This is a genomic window from Vibrio sp. V31_P5A7T61 (assembly GCF_009904895.1).
Lineage (GTDB): Bacteria > Pseudomonadota > Gammaproteobacteria > Enterobacterales > Vibrionaceae > Vibrio > Vibrio metschnikovii.
This window is the reverse complement of sequence record NZ_WXWI01000022.1, coordinates 177,324-198,344: the sequence shown is the minus strand read 5'-3', so window position 1 is coordinate 198,344 and position 21,021 is coordinate 177,324. Positions and strand designations below refer to the sequence as shown.

The 21,021-nt window shown below is 44.2% G+C and carries 21 protein-coding genes, 1 tRNA gene and 1 pseudogene; 14 read left to right on the top strand and 9 right to left on the bottom strand.

Annotated elements, in window-relative coordinates:
* Positions 1–2: 2 nt before the first annotated feature.
* From CAG58_RS04840 to CAG58_RS04825, 4 genes are all read left to right on the top strand, one after another.
* The gene (locus CAG58_RS04840) at positions 3–620 is read left to right on the top strand and encodes a DMSO/selenate family reductase complex B subunit (protein ID WP_040904699.1); all 618 of its coding nucleotides are present in this window, start codon (positions 3–5) and stop codon (positions 618–620) included.
* Between the two features lie 3 nt (positions 621–623).
* Positions 624–1,436 carry a dimethyl sulfoxide reductase anchor subunit family protein gene (locus tag CAG58_RS04835; RefSeq protein ID WP_161425686.1) on the top strand — a complete coding sequence of 271 codons (813 nt, stop codon included), beginning with the start codon at positions 624–626 and terminating at the stop codon, positions 1,434–1,436.
* Positions 1,437–1,576: 140 nt separating this feature from the next.
* The gene (locus CAG58_RS04830; protein ID WP_161425687.1) at positions 1,577–2,128 is read left to right on the top strand and encodes a molecular chaperone TorD family protein; all 552 of its coding nucleotides are present in this window, start codon (positions 1,577–1,579) and stop codon (positions 2,126–2,128) included.
* A gap of 231 nt (positions 2,129–2,359) precedes the next feature.
* The gene (locus tag CAG58_RS04825) at positions 2,360–4,414 is read left to right on the top strand and encodes a BCCT family transporter (protein WP_161429845.1); all 2,055 of its coding nucleotides are present in this window, start codon (positions 2,360–2,362) and stop codon (positions 4,412–4,414) included.
* Positions 4,415–4,534: 120 nt separating this feature from the next.
* Here CAG58_RS04825 and CAG58_RS04820 read toward each other — a convergent pair whose 3' ends face one another.
* Together CAG58_RS04820 and leuE are read right to left on the bottom strand one after the other, a co-directional pair.
* Complete coding sequence (locus CAG58_RS04820) at positions 4,535–6,292, bottom strand: lysophospholipid acyltransferase family protein (protein ID WP_161425705.1); 1,758 nt, start codon at positions 6,290–6,292, stop codon at positions 4,535–4,537.
* A 90-nt stretch (positions 6,293–6,382) separates the two neighbouring features.
* Entirely contained in the window at positions 6,383–7,021 is a 639-nt protein-coding gene (gene leuE / locus CAG58_RS04815) for a leucine efflux protein LeuE (RefSeq protein ID WP_004396014.1), read from the bottom strand.
* Between the two features lie 718 nt (positions 7,022–7,739).
* On the opposite strand from leuE, the gene CAG58_RS04810 reads away from it, so the two are divergent.
* Entirely contained in the window at positions 7,740–8,159 is a 420-nt protein-coding gene (locus CAG58_RS04810; RefSeq protein ID WP_161425654.1) for an ACT domain-containing protein, read from the top strand.
* A 286-nt stretch (positions 8,160–8,445) separates the two neighbouring features.
* On the opposite strand, the gene CAG58_RS04805 is transcribed toward CAG58_RS04810, so the two are convergent.
* The 6 genes and pseudogenes from CAG58_RS04805 to CAG58_RS17145 all read right to left on the bottom strand — a co-directional run bounded on the left by CAG58_RS04805 (position 8,446) and on the right by CAG58_RS17145 (position 13,377).
* Positions 8,446–8,521 (bottom strand) — tRNA-Ile (locus CAG58_RS04805).
* A 142-nt stretch (positions 8,522–8,663) separates the two neighbouring features.
* Positions 8,664–10,535 (bottom strand): RNA polymerase sigma factor RpoD, encoded by a 1,872-nt coding sequence (gene rpoD, locus CAG58_RS04800; RefSeq protein ID WP_115152688.1) that lies wholly within the window; start codon positions 10,533–10,535, stop codon positions 8,664–8,666.
* Positions 10,536–10,632: 97 nt separating this feature from the next.
* On the bottom strand, positions 10,633–12,396 hold the full coding sequence (gene dnaG / locus CAG58_RS04795; protein WP_154169175.1) for a DNA primase: 1,764 nt from the start codon (positions 12,394–12,396) through the stop codon (positions 10,633–10,635).
* A gap of 95 nt (positions 12,397–12,491) precedes the next feature.
* Positions 12,492–12,935: a GatB/YqeY domain-containing protein gene (locus CAG58_RS04790; RefSeq protein ID WP_004396010.1), complete on the bottom strand. Its 444-nt coding sequence runs from the start codon at positions 12,933–12,935 to the stop codon at positions 12,492–12,494.
* 28 nt (positions 12,936–12,963) lie between these two features.
* On the bottom strand, positions 12,964–13,179 hold the full coding sequence (gene rpsU / locus CAG58_RS04785; RefSeq protein WP_004396009.1) for a 30S ribosomal protein S21: 216 nt from the start codon (positions 13,177–13,179) through the stop codon (positions 12,964–12,966).
* Positions 13,170–13,377: pseudogene (locus tag CAG58_RS17145) on the bottom strand (hypothetical protein). Before CAG58_RS17145 ends, rpsU begins: the two are co-directional and overlap by 10 nt.
* A gap of 74 nt (positions 13,378–13,451) precedes the next feature.
* On the opposite strand from CAG58_RS17145, the gene tsaD reads away from it, so the two are divergent.
* Positions 13,452–14,468 carry a tRNA (adenosine(37)-N6)-threonylcarbamoyltransferase complex transferase subunit TsaD gene (gene tsaD / locus CAG58_RS04780; protein WP_161425653.1) on the top strand — a complete coding sequence of 339 codons (1,017 nt, stop codon included), beginning with the start codon at positions 13,452–13,454 and terminating at the stop codon, positions 14,466–14,468.
* A gap of 54 nt (positions 14,469–14,522) precedes the next feature.
* On the opposite strand, the gene plsY is transcribed toward tsaD, so the two are convergent.
* On the bottom strand, positions 14,523–15,116 hold the full coding sequence (gene plsY / locus CAG58_RS04775) for a glycerol-3-phosphate 1-O-acyltransferase PlsY (protein WP_004396007.1): 594 nt from the start codon (positions 15,114–15,116) through the stop codon (positions 14,523–14,525).
* A 517-nt stretch (positions 15,117–15,633) separates the two neighbouring features.
* On the opposite strand from plsY, the gene folB reads away from it, so the two are divergent.
* The 8 genes from folB to surE all read left to right on the top strand — a co-directional run bounded on the left by folB (position 15,634) and on the right by surE (position 21,018).
* The gene (gene folB / locus CAG58_RS04770) at positions 15,634–15,987 is read left to right on the top strand and encodes a bifunctional dihydroneopterin aldolase/7,8-dihydroneopterin epimerase (protein ID WP_004396006.1); all 354 of its coding nucleotides are present in this window, start codon (positions 15,634–15,636) and stop codon (positions 15,985–15,987) included.
* Positions 15,984–16,487, top strand: coding sequence for a 2-amino-4-hydroxy-6-hydroxymethyldihydropteridine diphosphokinase (folK, locus tag CAG58_RS04765; RefSeq protein ID WP_158144278.1), 504 nt, complete (start codon positions 15,984–15,986; stop codon positions 16,485–16,487). Before folB ends, folK begins: the two co-directional genes overlap by 4 nt.
* Positions 16,488–16,496: 9 nt before the next feature.
* The gene (locus tag CAG58_RS04760) at positions 16,497–17,300 is read left to right on the top strand and encodes an undecaprenyl-diphosphate phosphatase (protein ID WP_154169169.1); all 804 of its coding nucleotides are present in this window, start codon (positions 16,497–16,499) and stop codon (positions 17,298–17,300) included.
* Between the two features lie 306 nt (positions 17,301–17,606).
* Complete coding sequence (gene ftsB, locus CAG58_RS04755; RefSeq protein WP_040904691.1) at positions 17,607–17,888, top strand: cell division protein FtsB; 282 nt, start codon at positions 17,607–17,609, stop codon at positions 17,886–17,888.
* An 11-nt stretch (positions 17,889–17,899) separates the two neighbouring features.
* On the top strand, positions 17,900–18,589 hold the full coding sequence (gene ispD, locus CAG58_RS04750) for a 2-C-methyl-D-erythritol 4-phosphate cytidylyltransferase (protein ID WP_154170699.1): 690 nt from the start codon (positions 17,900–17,902) through the stop codon (positions 18,587–18,589).
* Positions 18,586–19,062, top strand: a complete 477-nt coding sequence (ispF, locus tag CAG58_RS04745; protein WP_161425652.1) for a 2-C-methyl-D-erythritol 2,4-cyclodiphosphate synthase — start codon at positions 18,586–18,588, stop codon at positions 19,060–19,062. The genes ispD and ispF overlap by 4 nt, the downstream gene beginning before the upstream one ends.
* A gap of 161 nt (positions 19,063–19,223) precedes the next feature.
* On the top strand, positions 19,224–20,270 hold the full coding sequence (gene truD / locus CAG58_RS04740; RefSeq protein WP_154169167.1) for a tRNA pseudouridine(13) synthase TruD: 1,047 nt from the start codon (positions 19,224–19,226) through the stop codon (positions 20,268–20,270).
* On the top strand, positions 20,263–21,018 hold the full coding sequence (gene surE / locus CAG58_RS04735) for a 5'/3'-nucleotidase SurE (RefSeq protein ID WP_161425569.1): 756 nt from the start codon (positions 20,263–20,265) through the stop codon (positions 21,016–21,018). The genes truD and surE overlap by 8 nt, the downstream gene beginning before the upstream one ends.
* Positions 21,019–21,021 lie beyond the last annotated feature (3 nt).

Below are 21,021 nucleotides of genomic sequence, written 5' to 3'. Positions count from 1 at the left end.
AAATGAAACAATATGGCTTTTTTGTCGACTCATCCAAATGTACTGGCTGCAAAACGTGCCAAATCAGTTGTAAAGATGAGAAGGCGCAAGAGGTAGGCCCAAAATATCGCCGAGTATACGAGTATGGTGGTGGTGAGTGGCAGAAAGTAGGCAATGCTTGGCAGCAAAATACCTTCAACTACTACTTATCGATCTCCTGTAATCACTGTGCTGAACCAACGTGTGTGAAAGGTTGCCCGACAGGAGCGATGCATAAACGGAAACAAGATGGTTTAGTGGTGGTTGATCAAGATAAATGCATTGGTTGTCGCTATTGTGAAATGCGTTGTCCTTATGGTGCGCCGCAGTTTGATGAACAAAAGAAAGTGATGTCGAAGTGCGATGGCTGTTATGAGCGAGTGGCTCAAGGTTTAAAACCCGTGTGTGTCGAGTCTTGTCCACAGCGCGCGCTTGATTTTGATGAGATAGCCACATTACGCGCCAAATATGGCGATACCAATGCGGTCGCACCCTTACCGGATCCGCAACTGACCAAACCCAGTTTAGTGATTAAAGCACACGCGGATGCCCGTATGACTGGTGATAAAACCGGTGCTGTTCAAAACCCTTCAGAGGTATAAACGATGCATGAATTACCTTTAGTCTTTTTCACGGTTTTAGGCCAAACCGCGGTTGGTATGATGTTATTGGCTTTTATTGCTGGTCTTGTTGGACAAATTACCAATGCTCAGCGTCATAAAATCAATCTGGTTGCCGTAATTTTGTTTGCTGTAGGCATGGCAATTGGTGGCTTACATATGGGACAACCTCAGCGTGCGATTAATTTGCTGTTTGGTTTATTCCGTTCACCGATGAGTAATGAAATTGTTTTAAGTGGTCTCTATTTTGGTTGTGCTTTTTTAACGGTGGCACTCAGTGCTCCTCGCCTGCGCGATATACTGAAAAGCAAGTTTAACGTTACTGTTACCGATACATTGCACCAAAGGTTGAATGGGATTGCCGTACTATTAGGCCTAGCTTTTGCTTGGTCGATTACGCAGGTTTATCAATTGGCAACCGTCCCGGCTTGGAATAGCCATTATACGTCGCTGCATTTGTGGCTAACTGTTGCTATCTCTGGTGGGATGTGTGCTTTAGCACTCGGTGCTAAACGACTCGGTGCGTTAGCGGTCATCGTGGGAGCGGCGATTTCGTTTGCAACTCGTACCGGTTATATGGCGTTTTTAACCGAGCAAGTACCGCATTTAGTGAATGCACAAACGATGTTTTGGTACACCTATTTGTTCGCGATGACCATCGCGCTGGTGCTTGCTTTGTGGGTCTTACTGAAAAAACAAGCCGTTAAACCTTTGCTTTTTAGCGGTGCGGCACTGATGATCCTTGGCGAGCTGGCCTCACGTATTACCTTTTATAACTTATGGTGGATAACCATGTAGTGGCGGTTAGGAGGATACTTTGAGCGTATTCTTCTCCTAAACAGTGTGTACCGTTCAGCCTGTGAGAGCAGCGACTTTAAGCGAATTCGCTGGGAGTTGGCTCACGGGCTGAGTACTTTTTAAAACAGAAAGGAAAGCCAATGTTAGCCATTGTTCCTCGAATCCTTGGTAGTTTATTTTACTATTCACCGCAGAGCGAGCCTGCGCAGTATGCGTTACACGATCTGCCTCAATTAGCTCATTATTTCTCTTGGAGCGATCCTAAGGTTATCGAAACCGTGTGCCATCGTCTACCAGAGCCACAACCTGAGCGCTTTAGCGTACTATTCGAAGGGCTAGGGGATATGCCCGCTCCGCCTTGGGGATCGGTATACTTAGATCATGAGCATATCGTGATGGGTGAAAGTACCTTGGCTTATCGTCAATTTCTCCAACGTCATGGTTTAGCGGTGCAACTCGCCCGTCAGGAACCAGAAGATCAATTTGGATTAATGCTATTAGCCCTTGCTCATTTCCTCGAACAAGGTCAAGAATCTGCGGTTATCGAGCTATTAACGGATCATCTTTTTCCGTGGGCGACGCTCTATTTACAACGCTTAAAATCCGCCTGTGATGAAGATGATTTTTATTATTCTTTAGCAGTATTAGCGGAATATTTTTTAGCAGAATTATCGAGTGATAATTCCGAGTAATTGCACAATATGGCCTGTAAATATGGCTATTTATTGACTGAGTTTAATTATTTTAAAATGACACGTTAATTTTGTTTAACTTACTGTTTTAAAATGAATTTCATTGTTGTTGATGCTTGTTTTTATGACGATGATTTTTATTGAGTTGATAGTGTCATTCGCAGTGAGAGTCAAAATGTTATATGATGAGGAGGTTTTTTTTCAATAAGAACTAATAAAGCAGGAGGCTTTATGATTGATAAGTTAGAGAAATCTAACTCGACTGTGCTTATTCCGGTTTTTATTCCGGCAGTAATTGTCATAGCACTAATGGTAGTAGGAACCATATCAAATCCTAGTCTAGCTGGTGAGGTTTTTTCGACGACGTTAGCCTATATAACCGAAACCTTTGGTTGGTTCTATATGTTAGCGGTCGCCTTATTTTTGATTTTTATTGTCTCATTAGCTTTTACGCGCTGGGGAAATATAAAACTTGGCCCCGATCATGCTGAGCCTGAATATAGCTTTCCAGCTTGGTTTGCGATGCTCTTTTCCGCAGGATACGGTATTGCTTTACTTTTCTTCGGTGTCGCAGAACCGGTATTGCATTATGCCTCGCCACCAACAGGCAGCGGAGAAACTATTGAAGCGGCTAAACAAGCTATGCAAATTGCCTATTTCCACTGGGGATTTCATATCTGGGCCATTTATGGTTTGGTTGGTTTGTGTTTAGCTTATTTTGCTTTTCGGCATGGTTTGCCGTTATCAATGCGCTCAACATTATATCCTTTGATTGGTGAGCGAATTCATGGCCCCATTGGTCATATTGTCGATATATTCGCGATTCTCGGCACCTTATTTGGTATTGCTACGACATTAGGTTTATCGGTTGCTCAAATTAACGCAGGGGTTAACTATTTATGGCCAAGCGTCGAAGTGGGTGTGCCTTTCCAAATTAGTGCGATTGCGGTGATTACTTGCTTAGCTTTATTTTCAGTGCTTGCAGGTATGGATAAAGGTGTTAAGCGTTTATCGATTATTAATATGCTGTTAGCGATCAGTTTGATGCTCTTCGTATTTATCGTTGGACCCACAATATTTATCTTAGAAACCTTTTTAGAAAATACGGGAAGTTATTTAAGTAATATTGTTGAACGAACATTTAGTCTGCAAGCTTATGAATCAAGCGACTGGATTGGTAACTGGACGCTGTTTATTTTTGGCTGGACGATAGCTTGGGCACCCTTTGTTGGGCTATTTATTGCCAAAATAAGTCGCGGCCGCACGATTCGACAATTTGTGGTCGGGGTCATGTTGGTACCGTCGATCTTTACCTTCCTTTGGTTCTCTATTTTTGGCGACACCGCACTGCATCTGATTATGGTTGAAGGTTATACCTCACTCATTACCGATGTGCAGGCCGATCATGCTGTCGCGCTCTTTCAGTTGTTTGAGCTTCTGCCTCTCTCTTCCGTGGTTTCCTTTATTACGGTATTGCTGATCATCACCTTCTTTGTCACTTCATCAGATTCAGGCTCATTAGTGATTGATTCATTAGCATCGGGCGGTGCAATGCATACTCCAGTCTGGCAGCGTACATTCTGGGTGGTGACTCAAGGACTGGTTGCTTCGGTGTTACTGCTTGCGGGGGGACTTAGCGCCTTACAAACCGCCTCGATCGTTAGTGCCTTACCGTTTGCCATTATCATGTTAATTGGTGGTATTGGCATGTGGCGAGCGTTAGTGATTGAAGGGCATCATGAGACCAGTTTACAGCACGATATGAAGTTACCTGTGCATCTGCAAGGCAAAACCAATTGGAAAAAGCGACTATCGCACCTTATTGATTTCCCGGCTAAAACTAGTGTGGAGAAATTCATCGAGCAGACCGGACTGGCTGCTATGAACACCGTTAAGCAGGAGCTTGAACATAAAGGTTGGCAAGCAAAAGTGACCTTTGATGATCTCAATACTCGCTGCATTATTGATGTTGAGAAAGCGGGCGAAGTGGAGTTTATTTATGAGATTCGCCTGCGTGCTTATGAGATGCCCGAGTTTGCTTCCGAGCAAGAGAAACAAATCGATGATGATTACTATTATCGAGCGGAAGTGTTTCTTCGTCGGGGAGGTCAAGCCTACGATGTCTATGGTTATGAAGAGCGCGATATCATCAATGATATTTTGGATCAATTTGAGAAGTATCTGCACTTTTTACATATTTCACCGGGGAGTTTGCCTTGGCGAATGGAAGAGCATGATGATGATTTACAAAGCGAAGATCCCACTACGGCAACGTCATCGGTTTAATATTGGCTTCGTGAGCTGAGAATGTAAGGACAACGTAGCCTGCAACGCCAAGTTGTTTGGGTGGGTATAGCAAAGTAATCAAAAAATCAGGCACGCTGCTTTGATGGGCGTGCCTGATTTTTACTCTGAATGATGCCGCGTTAAATAGCGATGAGCGGCTTCAACCCCCATATAACGGGCGAGCGTTCGTACCGGGACTTGACGTAAATCGACCATAATTAACCCATCTAATGAGTCGTTAAAATCAGGATCGACGTTAAAGCAAACCAAACGGCCATTCAAGCCTAAATATTGGCGCAATAAAACAGGGATGCTTTTGCCATCATCAATACGCGCGATCACTCGTGATAAAAGCTGTAGGTCTGCTAGGGCTGACAGTAAGCTGGCATTCCATAGCTGATAGGTACTCGATAGTGGGTGACTGGCACTGACTAAATTGGCCTGTTCTTGATCGTAATAGTGCAGTGTCATGGTATCGGCGAGTAATTGACGTGCAAGTTCACTGTAATCACTGCTGATGCTGACTGGGCCAAAAAGGTGTGTGTATTCAGGGTGGCGATCAATATAGGTCGCAATGCCTTTCCAGAGCAGCAGTAATGGCGCGACGCTTTTTTGATAAGCACTATCGACCACCGAACGCCCCATCTCAATAGATTTACCCATATTATCGATAAAACGCTGATCGTAATGAAACAAAGTGCGTGTGTATAAGCCATGCATACCGTGTCGCTCGACTAATTTATCGACCAATCCGAGACGATAAGCGCCAACTAACGCATGTTCTGTCCGATCCCAAATAAAAAGATGCAGGTAATCGCGATCAAAGTGATCAATATCTAAGGCAAGTCCAGTTCCTTCACCGACGTGGCGAAAATTCAACTCTCTGACTCGACCAATTTCATGCAAGATTGCCGGAATTTGCTCGGCACTGGCACAATATACGCTAAAGTGTTGATGATCCAATAAATGACATTCTTGAGGTAGAGTATCAATATCTTGTTGTAACATCTCGTCGCTCAGCCTTTCAACGACAGGTGGCAGGCTTCTATCTTGCTGCGTTTTATCGCGAGTTATCCAGCGCTGATTTTGTAATAAATAGGTGTTTAAGCGTAAATAATTAACCAGTTGTTGGTCATCTAAGGTGGCGATTTCTGAGCAAGCAATGGTTTCTCCTATCGCTATTTCGATACAACTTTGCTGTTTGTTGAGTAGCTCTCTACCCAGTAAGAGTGTGCGAAGTAATGGATGTATCTTTCCAGCCATATAGAATCGTTTTGAGTTTTGGCCATCAATATAGATTGGTAAGACGGTCGCTTGATGTTTTTTCACTAAACGGCTGACTGATTGGCTCCACTCTTTATCCTCGACTCGCTGCGGTTTATTGTCTACCCACTGTGAGACTTCCCCAGCAGGAAACATCAATAAAACACCCCCATTGGCAAGATGTTGATGAGCTTGACGTAAGGCTGATAGATTGGCATGACTGGCATTCTCGCGGGCAAATACATCGATACCAATAAACAGCTCATCGATCTCTGGCACCGTTTTTAAATAGTGATTGGCGAGAATTTTGACGTCATTACGAACCGATAGCAGCAGTTCAGCAAGGATAATGCCTTCAACACATCCGAGAGGATGATTAGCGACGACAATGGTTGTGCCAGTTGTTGGTATTTGTGATACGCAGCCCTTAGTGACGCGATAATCAATTCCTAATATCTCTAAGGTAAAACGTAAAAATTCCGCGCTGGAGCACTGTGCGGGACGCTGATGATAAAATTTATCGAGTTGACTTAATCCTGTTGCCCATTCTGCAAAGTGTTCAGCCAGTCCAAAAGGGGTTTTACGGGGTAATTTAAAAGGGCTTGTAGATAGCATAACGTCCTCACAAACTGTGATCTTGACGTTATGCTAAGTGGGGTTTGTGTCAGCGAGGCGGCATTGTGATGAAGTTTTTATGGCGAAAGATTAAGCGGTTAAAGCCAGTCTTAGCGCAAACATCACAAACAGTGAGCCAATAAAAGTATTGGATAGCGTCGCTAGTTTTTTATGTTGTTTGACTTTATTCGTGATCCCAAAACCAGCAAAAATCAGTAGCGAGAGATAAAGCATGCTACACAGCTGCAAAATTGCGCCCAAAACTAAAAACGATAAACCGGTACTTTGCGCATTAAAATCAATAAATTGAATAAAAAATGAGACATAAAAAATAATCATTTTAGGGTTGAGGATACTCAGTCCTAACGCTTTAAAATAGATCCCTTTACTGCTTTGAACTGATTTCACCTCAGGCTGAGACTCTTTAACTCGTAAGCTCTGAGTAATGGTTTTTATACCGAGATAAAGTAGGTAAGCCGCACCCAAATATTGAATGGCATGAAACAAGGCCGGTGAGTTTTTGACCACGGTAGCCACGCCCAAAAAGGCTAAAAAAATCAGCAGTGCATCACCAGTAAAGACGCCCATTGCCGCTTTATATCCGCCACGCACACCATACTTTGCGCTAGCCGTTAGCACGAAGATAGAATTTGGCCCTGGAACAATAACAATTAAAAAAACGCCGACCAAATAGGCCCAAAGGTTAACGATGCCAATGCTTTCCAACATATGATTCTTACCCAATAATATCAATCAAAGTACGCGGGTATACCCAAACGACTTAAAGTTGTAGCGGTGTTGGCCGCGCGTTCATTCATCCCAAGCACATCGTGCATCGATGTTCATGGCGTTTTATGCACTTGCCGTTTCCTCTTCACTCTAAGAGGCTTTGGTATATAACCAATTAATAAAAATAGATTTTATTTTTCAAAAGGCCCTGAAGGAGTGGCTAGGTGCCCTTGGATATGGCTCATTTCTAGGTCATTTTCGTGTATCATAACGCGCTTTTAAAAATTTGGAATATGTGACTATTTGATTTGTTATTATTGGTGTTTTTATCTGGTTTTTTGTTTTTTAATTGAAATTAAAGTCCGATTATTGATTTTATTTTGAATTTTAATTTCAATAATTGACCTTGATTTGGTGGTCGTTTGTTTTGTGAAGCATTCTTTATTTAAAATGCTATTTAATCTGTATTTTTCAGTTTTTTATCCTGTTGGAATCCATTGTTGAGTGAATGAGTGTAATGATGATAAGTAAGTTTTTTATCGTAGCCAAACGTTAAAGCAACCATGTAACAGCAATCTATTTCTCTCTTTCTTGTATTTATTTAGTTTATGTAGTGCAGGATATTAGCCTTTCTAATGTTTGATTAACATTATGAATTAAACTTATTTTATTTCACCGTATATTCTTCACGTTTGTAGGTAGTAGATAAGGTTAGAAAATGTCAGCAATTAGCGAGTTAGAGGTATTACTAAAGTCGATGTCACCACAGATCATCGAGGGCAATTACGTATTTTGTACCGTGAAGGGGCCGTTATCTGAGTATTGGCACCTAGATCCAATCGCAACATGTCGAGAGCAAGAGGGCTTAACTTTAGTGTTATTAGAGCAAGAAGCCAAAGCCGCCCAACTCAAGTTTGATAGCGTTTTTAGCTTAATCACACTTACCGTGCATTCTAGTTTAGAGGCGGTAGGTTTAACCGCTGCGTTCGCGACTAAGTTAGCGTCTTATGGGATCAGTGCTAATGTGATTGCTGGTTATTATCACGACCATATTTTTGTGCAAAGCACTCTGGCTGAAAAGGCGCTACAGGCTTTGCAAGAATTTACTCAGCAAACAGATAATGAGAACACACAATGAAAGTACATCAACCAGTAGCACTAAAGCTCACCACTTTATCGGGGCGAAGAGTAACTTATTACCGAAAGGTCTCAGAATTGGCACAAGCTCTTGAATCTGGCGCAAAGCCTTTCTCTCTTGCGGTTATCAATAAGCACAATCTCCGCTCTCATCGGTAATGATACAGAGTACTAAAAAGTAGCTTGAGTGAGAAAGAGAAGAGTGCATGCTCGGGGCTTACCTGACCCAAAATCGTCAGGTACAAAAAAAGGTTAGTAAACACTACGCTTACTAACCTTCTGGAATATGGTGGCCCCTCGCAGACTTGAACTGCGGACCAATCGATTATGAGTCGACTGCTCTAACCACTGAGCTAAGGGGCCGATAGGTGTGTGATTATAGGGGAAGGCTGGGTGTCTGTCTAGCCGGAAAATAGGGTAATAGCGCTTAGTTTTTATTCACTTAGCATTTGGGGTAATAAAAAAGGCGAGCATTTGCTCACCTTTTAAACACGTTGGTTTTTAGTTATTCATCAAGGAAGCTGCGCAGAGTTTCTGAGCGGCTTGGGTGACGAAGTTTACGCAGTGCTTTGGCTTCGATTTGACGAATACGTTCGCGAGTAACATCGAACTGTTTGCCCACTTCTTCAAGAGTGTGGTCTGTATTCATATCAATACCAAAACGCATCCGTAACACTTTAGCTTCACGTGGTGTTAAGCCAGCCAGAACGTCTCTTGTTGCGGCTCTTAGGCTCGTTGCCGTGGCTGAGTCTAGAGGCAATTCAAGCGTAGTATCTTCAATAAAATCACCTAGATGTGAATCTTCATCATCACCTATTGGCGTTTCCATTGAGATTGGCTCTTTGGCGATTTTGAGCACTTTGCGAATTTTATCTTCCGGCATTTGCATGCGTTCCGCTAATTCTTCAGGCAGAGGCTCACGACCCATCTCTTGCAGCATCTGGCGCGAAATTCGGTTCAGTTTATTGATCGTTTCGATCATGTGAACTGGAATACGAATGGTGCGCGCTTGATCAGCAATAGAACGGGTGATGGCTTGGCGAATCCACCACGTTGCATAGGTTGAGAACTTATAACCACGGCGATATTCAAATTTATCTACCGCTTTCATTAGGCCAATGTTACCTTCTTGGATCAGATCCAAAAATTGTAGACCACGGTTGGTGTATTTCTTGGCAATCGAAATAACCAAACGTAGGTTGGCTTCTACCATCTCTTTTTTCGCTCGGCGAGCTTTCGCTTCACCAATTGACATGCGACGGCTAATGTCTTTGATGCGATTCACATCAAGTGAGGTTTCTTGTTCGATAATACGCAGCTTTTGAATAGAACGACGGATCATTTCTTCATTGGCGCGAATTTTTTCAACGTAAGGCTTATCGGTCGCAAGGACTTGATCTAGCCATGCTTCGCTCGATTCATTACCAGTAAATAGGGCGATGAATGACTTTTTCGGCATTTTAGCGACTTCGACCACGGTCTTCATGATCAAGCGTTCTTGAGTACGAACACGTTCCATTGAGTTACGCAGTGTGGTGACTAAATGATCAAACTGCTTAGGCGTTAGACGAAACTCGCGGAAGATATCCAGTACTAACTCAGAAGCTTGCTGAGTTGTTGAGCTGTCATTACCGTGTTCGTTGATCGCTAACTGTAAGTTTTGATATTTATTACGTAACTCAGTGAATTTTTCTAGTGCCAGTTCAGGATCGATACCAGTATCTTCTTCGGCATCGTCGGTGCTGTCACCATCTTCGTCTTCATCTTCGTCTTCATCGATGTCTTTACTGTCTTCGTCATCGAGATCAGCACCAGTCAGCTCAGAGCCGATGTGCGTCGCGGTTGGCGCAGTAGTTTCATCTTCATTCGGGTCAACAAAACCGGAAATCAGATCGGTTAGGCGTAACTCTTCTGCTTGAACTTTATCGAACTGCTCAAGAATATAAGGAATCGTACCGGGATATTCAGCAACGGCGCTTTGAACTTGGTTAATACCTTCTTCAATGCGTTTAGCGATATCAATTTCACCTTCACGAGTTAGCAGCTCTACGGTTCCCATTTCACGCATATACATGCGTACAGGATCGGTAGTTCGACCAATCTCGCTTTCTACGCTTGAAAGCGCTGCGGCAGCGGCTTCAGCGGCATCTTCATCAGTGATCGTGTTATCGTCGCTTAAAGCGAGATCATCGGCATCAGGAGCAGTTTCTACTACCTTAATACCCATGTCGTTGATCATCTGAATAATATCTTCCACTTGCTCAGAATCGACGATCTCAGCAGGTAGGTGGTCATTAACTTCGGCGTAGGTCAGATAGCCTTGTTCCTTGCCCTTGATGACAAGTAATTTTAGCTGTGACTGCGGATTTTGATCCATAGACGGTATCCAACTTCGTATCTGGTGAAAGAATAGTGTGCGAAATGCAAACCATGTATATTAACAAATTTATTCGTTGCTGACTATTTAAACTGGGTTACGCTTTCAATTCTAGCATTAATGCTATGAGCTCCCTTTTTTCATCGGTTGATAAACCGACGCTTCTTTCTTTCGCCTGCAAGTTTTCAATTTGTTTTTCTACACACTGGGCAAGAATTTTGTCCAATGAGTCTAAAAATAGTTCTTCTTGGTTGTCTTCGACAAGGGGGATTTCCCAACTTGCCAGACGAGACAGCAGTGCTTCATGTTCATTATTACGCCAATGCTCAAGCAATTGACCGGTAGTGATATGGGGGTGTTGCTGACAATTTTCAACCACATTGACCAGCAAACTTAAACCGGGAATGGCTAAGTGTTTGACACTCGACAATTCCGGCACCATTTCAGCATAGCTCGGATTTTGCACAAGCAAAGCGATAACTTCACGCATTGGGGTGCGTTTTAGCTCTTTGTGCGGTTGTGGTCGCTCGCTTGTTGGTTGAGTGCGACGCTGTTTTCCATGGCTCATAAAGCCCGTGAGTTTATCGAGCTTTTCATCCAACTCTTGTTGAAAGCCAATATCTGGGATTTTATTAATCAACTCATTCGCTAAGGTGCGTAGGGTTGATTTTCCTTCTACGGTACCTAAGTTGAGTTTGTGGGTCTCAATCAGGTTTTCAAAAAGATAACTCGAGAGCGGTTTTGCATTCTGTACGGCTTGTTCAAAATTTTCTTTACCGTGCTTTCTGATGTAGCTGTCAGGATCCTCACCATCGGGCAAGAAAAGAAACTTAAGAATATTGCCACTTTTAAGATAGCTTAGCGCATTTTCTAAAGCTCGCCAGGCCGCTTCTCTGCCGGCTCGGTCACCATCATAGCAACAGACAACGGTATTGGTTTGACGAAACAGCAGTTGTAAGTGGTCGCCAGTGGTCGCGGTACCCAGTGAGGCAACCGCATAATCAACACCATATTGGGCTAAAGCGACCACATCCATATAGCCCTCAACGACCAGTATCTGTACTGGATCGCGATGAGCTTGCATCACTTCATACAGGCCGTAAAGCTCTTTGCCTTTATGGAATATCGGCGTTTCTGGCGAGTTAAGGTATTTAGGTGTGCCATTACCAATCACTCGACCACCAAAGCCAATCACGCGACCCCGGCGATCTCTAATCGGAAACATGACTCGACCACGAAAACGGTCGTAGCGTTTGCCACTCTCGTTCTCTATCAGCATTCCACCCGTCACCAGCATCTCTTGAGTTTGTGGATGCTGGCCAAAATTACGGCGTACTAAGTCCCACTCGTCAGGCACATAACCAATGCCAAACTGTTGTGCAATGTCACCGGATAAGCCTCGATCTTTGAGATACTCGATAGCGCCTCGTCCGGCTGGGGTTTTTAATTGCTGACGATAAAACTGTGCGATGTTACTTAGTAAATCATACAGTGTGCGTTTTTCATCGCTATTAACGCGCGGTGTTGAATTTGAGGCTGACTGACTGTTGTTGTAGCGCTCTTCGCGTGGAACCTCTAACCCTAGATAAGAAGCAAGTTCTTCAATGGCTTCAGGGAATTCCAGTCGCTCGTATTCCATAAGAAAATCAATCGCGTTGCCATGCACACCACAACCAAAGCAGTGATAAAACTGTTTTTCTTGGCTGACGCTAAACGAAGGGGTTTTCTCATTATGAAATGGGCAGCAAGCGCCGTAGTTTTTGCCCTTTTTTTTAAGTTTTACACGTGCGTCGATGATGTCGACAATATCGAGTCGAGCAAGGAGATCATCAATGAAACTACGAGGAATTTGTCCTGCCATACAACCTAAAAGAAAGAGAGAAAAACCAAAAGTGTAGATACGAACAAGCCGTGCCTACCAGAGGATAGCACGGCTTGATGCATTTGGGTGTGGGATTAAACGAGTTTAGCGCGAACTAAACTGCTTACTCTACCCATATCTGCACGCCCTTGAATATGTGGTTTGATCAGCGCCATCACTTTACCCATGTCTTGCATGCCACTGGCTTGAGATTCAGCCACCGCACTGTCAATCAGGGCGATAACGTCTTCTTCACTCAATGGTTGAGGCATAAATTCCTCAAGAACGGTGATTTCCGCTTTTTCCACATCTGCTAAATCTTGACGATTAGCGGCTTCATATTGCGTAACAGAGTCGCGACGTTGTTTAACCATTTTCACCAGCACAGCCAAAATGTCGTCGTCGTTCAGAGTAATCTGTTCGTCAACTTCACGTTGCTTAATGGCGGCTAAGGCCAAACGAATAGTGCCAAGGCGCGCTTTGTCCTTGGCTTTCATCGCTAATTTTTGCTCTTCTTTGAGAGTGTCAATCAGAGCCATAACTTTATTCCTTTTTTGGAATCAGTTATTAGTACAGGCGAACGCGACGAGCGTTTTCGCGAGCTAGCTTCTTAGCGTGACGCTTTTGAGCTGCTGCTTTAGCACGTTTGCGAACAGTAGTTGGCTTTTCGTAGTGCTCACGACGACGCACTTCAGAAAGGATACCTGCTTTTTCGCAAGAGCGCTTGAAACGACGTAGTGCTACGTCGAACGGTTCGTTTTCACGTACTTTAACTATTGGCATATGCCTTTCACCTCAGGGGTTAATTCGTTAACGCTGGTATTTTGTGGCCAAAGTAACAAGATAGCTTGTCGACTAGAGCGATAACCAGCTTGATCAAAAATGGTGCGGAATTTTAATCCTATCGTGACCGCTTTGTAAAGTACTTTGTTGTTTACTGTCTGTACAAAGTTTGTTTGTCATGCCAAGCCGAGGTAACATGAGCGGAATTTTGATTATTGGCGGCTGTTCGACCACGGTCAACAGCTTCTAGCAGACAGCATGCTGAGAATACTATGCGCATTATTGGAATTGAAACCTCTTGCGATGAAACTGGAATCGCGATTTATGATGATGAGAAAGGTCTTTTATCTCATCAATTGTATAGCCAAGTAAAACTGCACGCCGATTATGGTGGTGTGGTACCGGAGCTGGCTTCGCGTGATCACGTGAAAAAAACCATCCCACTGATTAAAGCCGCCATGGCGGAGGCTAAGCTGACTCCCGCCGATATTGACGGCATAGCTTATACTGCCGGCCCCGGTTTGGTGGGCGCTTTATTGGTCGGAGCGACGATTGGTCGTAGTTTGGCGTATGCTTGGAATATTCCTGCGGTGGCGGTTCATCATATGGAAGGGCATTTGTTGGCGCCAATGCTGGAAGATAATCCACCACCGTTTCCCTTTGTTGCGGTATTGGTTTCTGGTGGCCACTCGATGATGGTGGAAGTTAAGGGAATTGGCGATTATACGATTTTGGGTGAATCGATTGATGATGCGGCAGGCGAAGCGTTTGATAAAACCGCTAAGTTGATGGGGCTCGATTATCCAGGAGGACCGATGTTGGCTCGCTTGGCAGAAAAAGGCACGCCTGGACGCTTTAAGTTTCCTCGCCCTATGACGGATCGCCCGGGCTTAGACATGAGTTTTTCAGGTTTAAAAACCTTTACGGCCAATACCATTGCTGCCAATGGTGACGATGAGCAAACTCGAGCTGATATTGCTTATGCGTTCCAAGATGCAGTGTGTGACACATTAGTCATCAAATGTCGACGTGCGCTCGAGCAAACTGGAATGAAGCGTATTGTGATTGCTGGTGGGGTGAGTGCGAATAAGCAGCTACGTGCCGATTTAGCTAAGCTAGCCGAGAAAATTGGCGGTGAGGTGTTTTATCCGCGTACCGAATTTTGTACCGATAATGGCGCGATGATTGCTTATGCGGGGATGCAACGCTTAAAAAATGGTGATGTTACAGAGCTCAGTGTTCAAGCGAGGCCTCGTTGGCCGATTGACCAACTGACGCCGATTACTTAATCAATCAAGCGGTAACGGTTCTCATTGGAAACGGTCATAGCCATGGCCGTTTTTTTATGGTTTTTTCTCGCCAACTTTCGGCTCTGTGCCGATAAAAAGACGCTTAATGTTCTCTTGATGACGAAGCACGATTAAGCAGCAGAGCATCGCGACGGGCAATGTATAGTGTGGTTTGATCATCCAGGTATAAAAAGGCGTCAATAAAACGGTTACCAGTGCGGCAAGGGAGGAATAACGGAAAATAAAGACCACCACTAACCAAGTGACAATGACCATGGCGGTTAATTCTAAGCCTATTGGTGCAATGGCGCCTAGTGCTGTCGCCACTCCCTTACCGCCTTTGAAATGGAAAAATAGGGGATACATGTGACCAAGGCAGGCCGCGATACCGATTAAGCCGAGCATGAGAGGATCAATGTTAAGGTAATAACCACCCCAGACAGGAATCGTTCCTTTGAGCATGTCACAAATCAGCACTGCCAAGGCGGTTTTCTTACCGGCAATGCGCAGTACATTGGTGGCTCCGGGATTATGAGAGCCGACGCCGCGAGGATCAGGCAAACGCAGTAATCGGCAGATCAATACCGCACTGGAAATTGACCCCAGTAAATAGGCGCAAATAATCATGATCAGTGCTAGTGGCGTCATAGCGGCCTCTACCGTCGTTGTTTGGCTACGTATTGTTTGTAAGGTAAGCCAATGTTTAGCGGGGGACTCTCTCTAATGCGACGAATATCCCCTTCTTAATTGAAGCTACAGCGGTGTTGGCTGCGTTCGTTTATCCCAATCACATATCATGGCGATGTACTCACTTGCCGACGGCGTGCAACCCCAAGTCGTTTGGGTATAGTCTCAGGATTTCTTTATTTTTAACGTGACCCAAACCTGATAAAAGTTGTCTTGGATGCGGTCATCACGTTAACTTTTCCTGCTGATAAAAAATGACAACCTGACGGTTTTTTAATGATGGCATGCGTTGCCGGTTATCATTGCAAGCAATTGTTAAATAGCCTGAAAAATAGTCATTAAGGCAATGAAGAAACAAAAAATCTTGAGAGTTTCGCATCAATAGGTGGTTTGGGTATATGATATCGTGATAAACCCCAATAGTCCGTTTTTTTACTCAATTTGGATATCCGACCAGCAAAAAGGAGGCAATATTGCCATGGATAAAGTTTTTATCGAGCAGTTAACTGTGATCACAACCATTGGTGTTTATGACTGGGAGCAGACCATTAAGCAAAAATTAGTGCTTGATTTGGAGATGGCTCATAATAATCAACCTGCTGGCAAAAGCGATGATGTGGCTGATGCATTGGATTATGCCCAAGTCAGTCAAGCGGTGATTGAGCATATTGAACAGGGGCGTTTTTTATTGGTAGAGCGAGTTGCTGAAGAAGTGGCTGAGCTGATTATGCAGCGTTTTTCTGTGCCTTGGGTTAAGGTCCGTTTAACCAAGCCGGGAGCGGTAGCACAAGCAAAAGGGGTTGGTGTGGTGATTGAACGAGGACAGGCATGATCACTTGTTATATTGGTATTGGTTCCAATGTTCAACGCCATCGACATATTGAAGCTGGATGTCGTGAATTAGCGACGTTAACGGATCGACTGCGCTTATCGTCGGTTTATGAGTGCCCATCTGTCGGCTTTGATAGCCATGCTTTTTATAATCTGGTTGCGGAGCTCACTACCACGCTCTCTTTACCCGTTTTGCTAGAGAAATTACGGGATATAGAACGGCGTTGGGGAAGAGAGATCAACGCAAAGAAGTTTCAAGATCGAACGTTAGATTTGGATTTACTACTTTATGGTGAGCAAGTCTCGAGCGAAGCGCCTGTCTTGCCAAGACGGGATATTTATCATTATCCTTTTGTTATCCAACCTTTGTACGAATTGTCGCCCCAGTTGCTGATTCCTGGCAGCGAGCAAACGGTTCAAGAGGTGTGGCAAGCAACGCCAGATCTCGACTCTTTAACTCTCATTCCTTTATGGTTTTCCATCCGTAAATCCGTTAATTAGAGAATAATCATGACTTATTTTGAAGCGTTTATATTGGCGTTGATCCAAGGCTTAACTGAATTCTTACCCATCTCTAGCTCTGCTCATCTTATTTTGCCTTCGGCTATTTTAGGCTGGGAAGATCAAGGTTTAGCTTTTGATGTGGCAGTGCATGTTGGCACCTTAGCTGCGGTGATCATTTATTTTCGCCATGAAGTGGTGAGCTTATTACGAGCATTTTTTGCGTCCATTTTCAAAGGTGATCGCAGCAAAGAAGCAAAACTGGCTTGGTTGATCATTCTCGCGACCATTCCCGCGTGTATTTTTGGTTTATTAATGAAAGATATTGTTGAGCTGTATCTGCGTAGTGCGTGGGTGATTGCCACAACGACGATCATTTTTGGCTTACTGCTTTGGTATGTGGATAGGCACGCTCGTCTTGCCCAAGATGAGTATCAAGCGGGATGGAAGCAGGCTCTTTTTGTTGGTGTCGCACAAGCGTTAGCGATTATTCCCGGTACATCACGCTCAGGTGCAACCATTACGGCTGCGCTGTATTTAGGTTTTACTCGTGAAGCTGCGGCGCGATTTTCATTTTTAATGTCGATTCCAATTATTACTTTAGCTGGTGGATACTTAGGTCTTAAGTTAATCACGAGCGGTGAACCGATTCAGATTAATTTCTTAATTACTGGCGTGATCACCTCGTTTATTAGCGCCTATTTATGTATTTTCTTTTTCTTAAAGCTCATTTCTCGAATGGGGATGACTCCTTTTGTGATTTATCGTTTAATTTTAGGTTTTGGATTACTTCTGTTTTTATCGATGAATTAATACTTTTTAGTCAGCCGCCATCCGTATTAAGCGCGGTGGTGTTGGCTAGGAGCTAGGATCGTTAACGCTACTCAGATAGGGCCTTCATGTGAGTAGCGATTGACTGACTTGTCGTCTCGCTTCAGATCCAAGTCGTTTGGATATTATTGGTTAAACCGTTCGAGATAGTTGTTCATTGACAACGACTTAAACCGTGAGCTTACTCGCCTGATTTTGGCGCTTATGATATAAGTAAGCGGGCAAGTAAACTGTCAATGTAGACGGTACTTCTCATTAGGTACCGCTCCCATCAGTAAGGTGAAAAAGATGCGAGTATTGGCGATAGCCTTATTTTTGCTATTTGGCTGGCTACAATACCATTTATGGTTAAGTAAAAATGGCATCGTAGACTTTCGAATGGTCTCGAGTGAAATTAACGTACAAGAACAAGTGAACAGTAATTTGCACCAACGAAACCAAGAGATGTTTGCTGAAATCGATGATTTACGGCAGGGGCTTGATGCGATTGAAGAGCGCGCCCGCCATGAGTTAGGAATGGTCAAAGACAATGAAACCTTTTATCGGATTATCGGTGAGGTAACGCCTTGAACGTTCCATTAATTACCGCCATTGTTCCCGCCGCTGGGATTGGTAGTCGAATGCAGGCTGATCGTCCTAAGCAATATCTCCTGCTTAATGGAAAAACGGTATTAGAGCATACGGTTGAGCAGTTATTGGCTCACCCACAGATAGGACAGGTTGTTATTGCTATCAGTCAGCAAGACCCTTACTTTTCTTCCTTATCATTAGCAAGTCATCCCCGAGTGAAGGTGGTCAATGGCGGAAAAGAGCGTGCAGAGTCGGTACTCAACGCGCTACGTTTGGTGGATGAACAGCAATTAGGCGAATGGGTGATGGCGCATGATGCGGCAAGACCCTGCGTCACTGAGCGTGATATTACGCAGTTAATTCAGCGCGCATTATCTCATCCGGTAGGGGCGATACTTGCTAGCCCTGTCCGCGATACGATGAAGCGTGGCGACGGGGACGGTAATATTTCACAAACCGTTGAACGTCAAGCGTTATGGCATGCGCTAACGCCGCAGATGTTTCGTTGTCAGCCTTTATTACAGGCGCTACAACAAGCCTTAGAACAAAAGGCGATCATTACCGATGAAGCCTCTGCTTTTGAGTGGCAAGGTTTGTCTCCAGGCTTAGTGAGCGGGCGAGCGGATAATATTAAAATTACTCAGCCAGAAGATCTGGCATTGGCTGAGTTTTATTTAAGTCGAAAAAAGGAAACAGCATGATACGTATTGGCCACGGTTTTGATGTGCATAAATTTGGCGGTGAAGGCCCGGTGATAATTGGCGGTGTTTCTATCCCTTATGAGCAGGGCCTGATTGCTCACTCTGATGGTGATGTGGCGTTGCATGCTTTGTGTGATGCGCTTTTAGGCGCGATTGCCGCCGGTGATATTGGCCGTCATTTTCCCGATACGGATGAGCAATGGAAAGGTGCTGATAGTCGAGCTTTACTGCGCGATGTATATCAACGTGTTCTCAAACAGGGGTATCAGTTGGGCAATGCCGATATTACGCTGATTACTCAAGCGCCGAAAATGGCGCCTTATATTGAATCGATGTGTCAAGTGATCGCTGAGGACTTACAAACAGCAACGAGTAACATTAATGTCAAAGCAACCACCACCGAACGGTTAGGCTTTACTGGCCGTAAAGAAGGGATCGCTTGCGAAGCCGTGGTATTATTAATAAAAGCTTAAGACTTGGTGAACGCTCTGCATGATCGAATGCGAGTCGTATACCGTCTGTTTATCTTACTCCTAGATTGTTATCGAACGATAGCGATGGGATACATTCACTGCCTACCATGAATTCAGGTTTTCGTTAACGAGCGTTGAGTAGGCAGATATTGGAATAAAAAATGACTGATCTTCTCTCTTCTCTGGCCTACTTATGTGGTCAGCCGACGGCGAAAGCAAAAATTAAAGCACGACCAGAGCACTTTAAAGTCACCGAAGATTTAGGGTATTCCTTTTCTGGTGAAGGTGAGCACGTCATGGTGTGCATTAGGAAAACCGGAGAAAATACCAGTTTTGTTGCGAATGAACTGGCCAAGGCGTGTGGTGTAAAATCTAAAGATATCGGCTGGGCAGGACTCAAAGACCGACATGCTGTGACAGAACAATGGCTCAGTGTCTATCTTCCAGATGGAAAATTACCGAATTTGACTGCATTTGAAAAGCAATACCCAAGTATTCAAGTGCTGGCGATGACTCGTCATCATAAAAAGTTGCGTCCCGGTGATTTGCAGGGCAATCACTTTGAATTGACGCTCAGTGAAGTGAGCGATATCGATAATGTTGTGCAGCGTTTGCAGGTGCTTGCTGATCAGGGCGTACCTAACTATTTTGGTCAACAACGCTTTGGTAAAGATGGCAACAATCTCCATGAAGCGCGGCGTTGGGGGCGTGACAATGTGCGCTCTCGTAATCAAAATCAACGTAGTCTGTATTTATCTGCTGCCCGTTCGTGGATTTTTAACCATATCGTCTCTGCTCGAATTCAGTCTGGATGTTTTGAGTCTTTTATTGCGGGTGATATAGCATTAAAAGACGGAGTCTCTGAACTGGTTAGCGACGATCAACTGACGCAATTCAATCAACAGTTAGCTGATCAGAAAGTCCAAATTACCGCGGCACTGGCGGGAGATAATGCTCTACCCACTCAAGGTGCTGCGCAAGCCTTAGAGCAACAAGCACTCGATGCAGAGCCGGATCTAATGAAACTGATTCGCGGCAACCGGATGCGTCACGACAGACGAGTGATTGCTTTACATCCTCAGCAGCTTCAGTGGCAAGTCGACAATAATAATATATTGCTTAGCTTTACTTTGGATGCGGGCAGCTTTGCGACCTCTATCGTCCGTGAATTAATTGAAGAAATTCCAGTTGAACGAGTTTATGACTAATAAAAAATTAAAAATTTTATTGAGTAATGATGATGGAGTCTATGCCGAAGGTATTCGGGCGCTGGCTTATGCATTAGCCGATTTGGCTGAGATTATCATTGTTGCTCCGGATAGAAATCGCTCAGGTGCCTCAAATTCTCTGACTTTAGAGCAACCATTACGAGTAACAAAAATTGAGCCGAATACCTATTCTGTACAAGGCACGCCAACCGACTGCGTTCATTTTGCTCTTAACGAATTACTCAAACATGATTTACCCGATTTAGTATTAAGCGGGATTAATCATGGAGCTAACTTAGGGGATGATGTGCTTTATTCTGGGACGGTTGCTGCGGCCATGGAAGGGCATTTTCTGGGCGTACAGTCGATTGCCTTCTCTTTGGTCGGTAATACCCATTTTGCGACAGCAGGTAAGATTGCTCGTCAAATCGTCTTGCAGCACTTATCCTCACCCATTCCAACGAATCGATTGATTAATATAAATATCCCAGATGTTCCTTTTGATCAATTAACCGGAACGCAAGTCACCCGACTTGGTGCTCGTCATCATGCTGAAAGTATGATCAAACAAAAAGATCCACGAGGGCATGAGATCTACTGGCTCGGACCTCCAGGAAGAGAGCAAGACGCGGGAGAAGGCACCGACTTTTATGCGGTTGAGCAAAAATGTGTGTCAGTGACGCCGATACTGGTTGATTTAACTGCTCATGAGTCGCTCGGTGCAATGGCGACGTGGTTAAAGGTATAAAAG

Coding starts and splice junctions, on each gene's coding strand:
- CAG58_RS04835 (WP_161425686.1), top strand. CDS start 624: ATGCATGAATTACCTTTAGTCTTTTTCACGGTTTTAGGCCAAACCGCG.
- CAG58_RS04790 (WP_004396010.1), bottom strand. CDS start 12,935: ATGGCTCTGATTGACACTCTCAAAGAAGAGCAAAAATTAGCGATGAAA.
- folK (WP_158144278.1), top strand. CDS start 15,984: ATGATCACTTGTTATATTGGTATTGGTTCCAATGTTCAACGCCATCGA.
- folB (WP_004396006.1), top strand. CDS start 15,634: ATGGATAAAGTTTTTATCGAGCAGTTAACTGTGATCACAACCATTGGT.
- truD (WP_154169167.1), top strand. CDS start 19,224: ATGACTGATCTTCTCTCTTCTCTGGCCTACTTATGTGGTCAGCCGACG.
- ftsB (WP_040904691.1), top strand. CDS start 17,607: ATGCGAGTATTGGCGATAGCCTTATTTTTGCTATTTGGCTGGCTACAA.
- ispF (WP_161425652.1), top strand. CDS start 18,586: ATGATACGTATTGGCCACGGTTTTGATGTGCATAAATTTGGCGGTGAA.
- plsY (WP_004396007.1), bottom strand. CDS start 15,116: ATGACGCCACTAGCACTGATCATGATTATTTGCGCCTATTTACTGGGG.
- CAG58_RS04820 (WP_161425705.1), bottom strand. CDS start 6,292: ATGCTATCTACAAGCCCTTTTAAATTACCCCGTAAAACCCCTTTTGGA.
- surE (WP_161425569.1), top strand. CDS start 20,263: ATGACTAATAAAAAATTAAAAATTTTATTGAGTAATGATGATGGAGTC.
- CAG58_RS04760 (WP_154169169.1), top strand. CDS start 16,497: ATGACTTATTTTGAAGCGTTTATATTGGCGTTGATCCAAGGCTTAACT.
- dnaG (WP_154169175.1), bottom strand. CDS start 12,396: ATGGCAGGACAAATTCCTCGTAGTTTCATTGATGATCTCCTTGCTCGA.
- tsaD (WP_161425653.1), top strand. CDS start 13,452: ATGCGCATTATTGGAATTGAAACCTCTTGCGATGAAACTGGAATCGCG.
- leuE (WP_004396014.1), bottom strand. CDS start 7,021: ATGTTGGAAAGCATTGGCATCGTTAACCTTTGGGCCTATTTGGTCGGC.
- CAG58_RS04825 (WP_161429845.1), top strand. CDS start 2,360: ATGATTGATAAGTTAGAGAAATCTAACTCGACTGTGCTTATTCCGGTT.
- CAG58_RS04840 (WP_040904699.1), top strand. CDS start 3: ATGAAACAATATGGCTTTTTTGTCGACTCATCCAAATGTACTGGCTGC.
- rpsU (WP_004396009.1), bottom strand. CDS start 13,179: ATGCCAATAGTTAAAGTACGTGAAAACGAACCGTTCGACGTAGCACTA.
- CAG58_RS04830 (WP_161425687.1), top strand. CDS start 1,577: ATGTTAGCCATTGTTCCTCGAATCCTTGGTAGTTTATTTTACTATTCA.
- rpoD (WP_115152688.1), bottom strand. CDS start 10,535: ATGGATCAAAATCCGCAGTCACAGCTAAAATTACTTGTCATCAAGGGC.
- CAG58_RS04810 (WP_161425654.1), top strand. CDS start 7,740: ATGTCAGCAATTAGCGAGTTAGAGGTATTACTAAAGTCGATGTCACCA.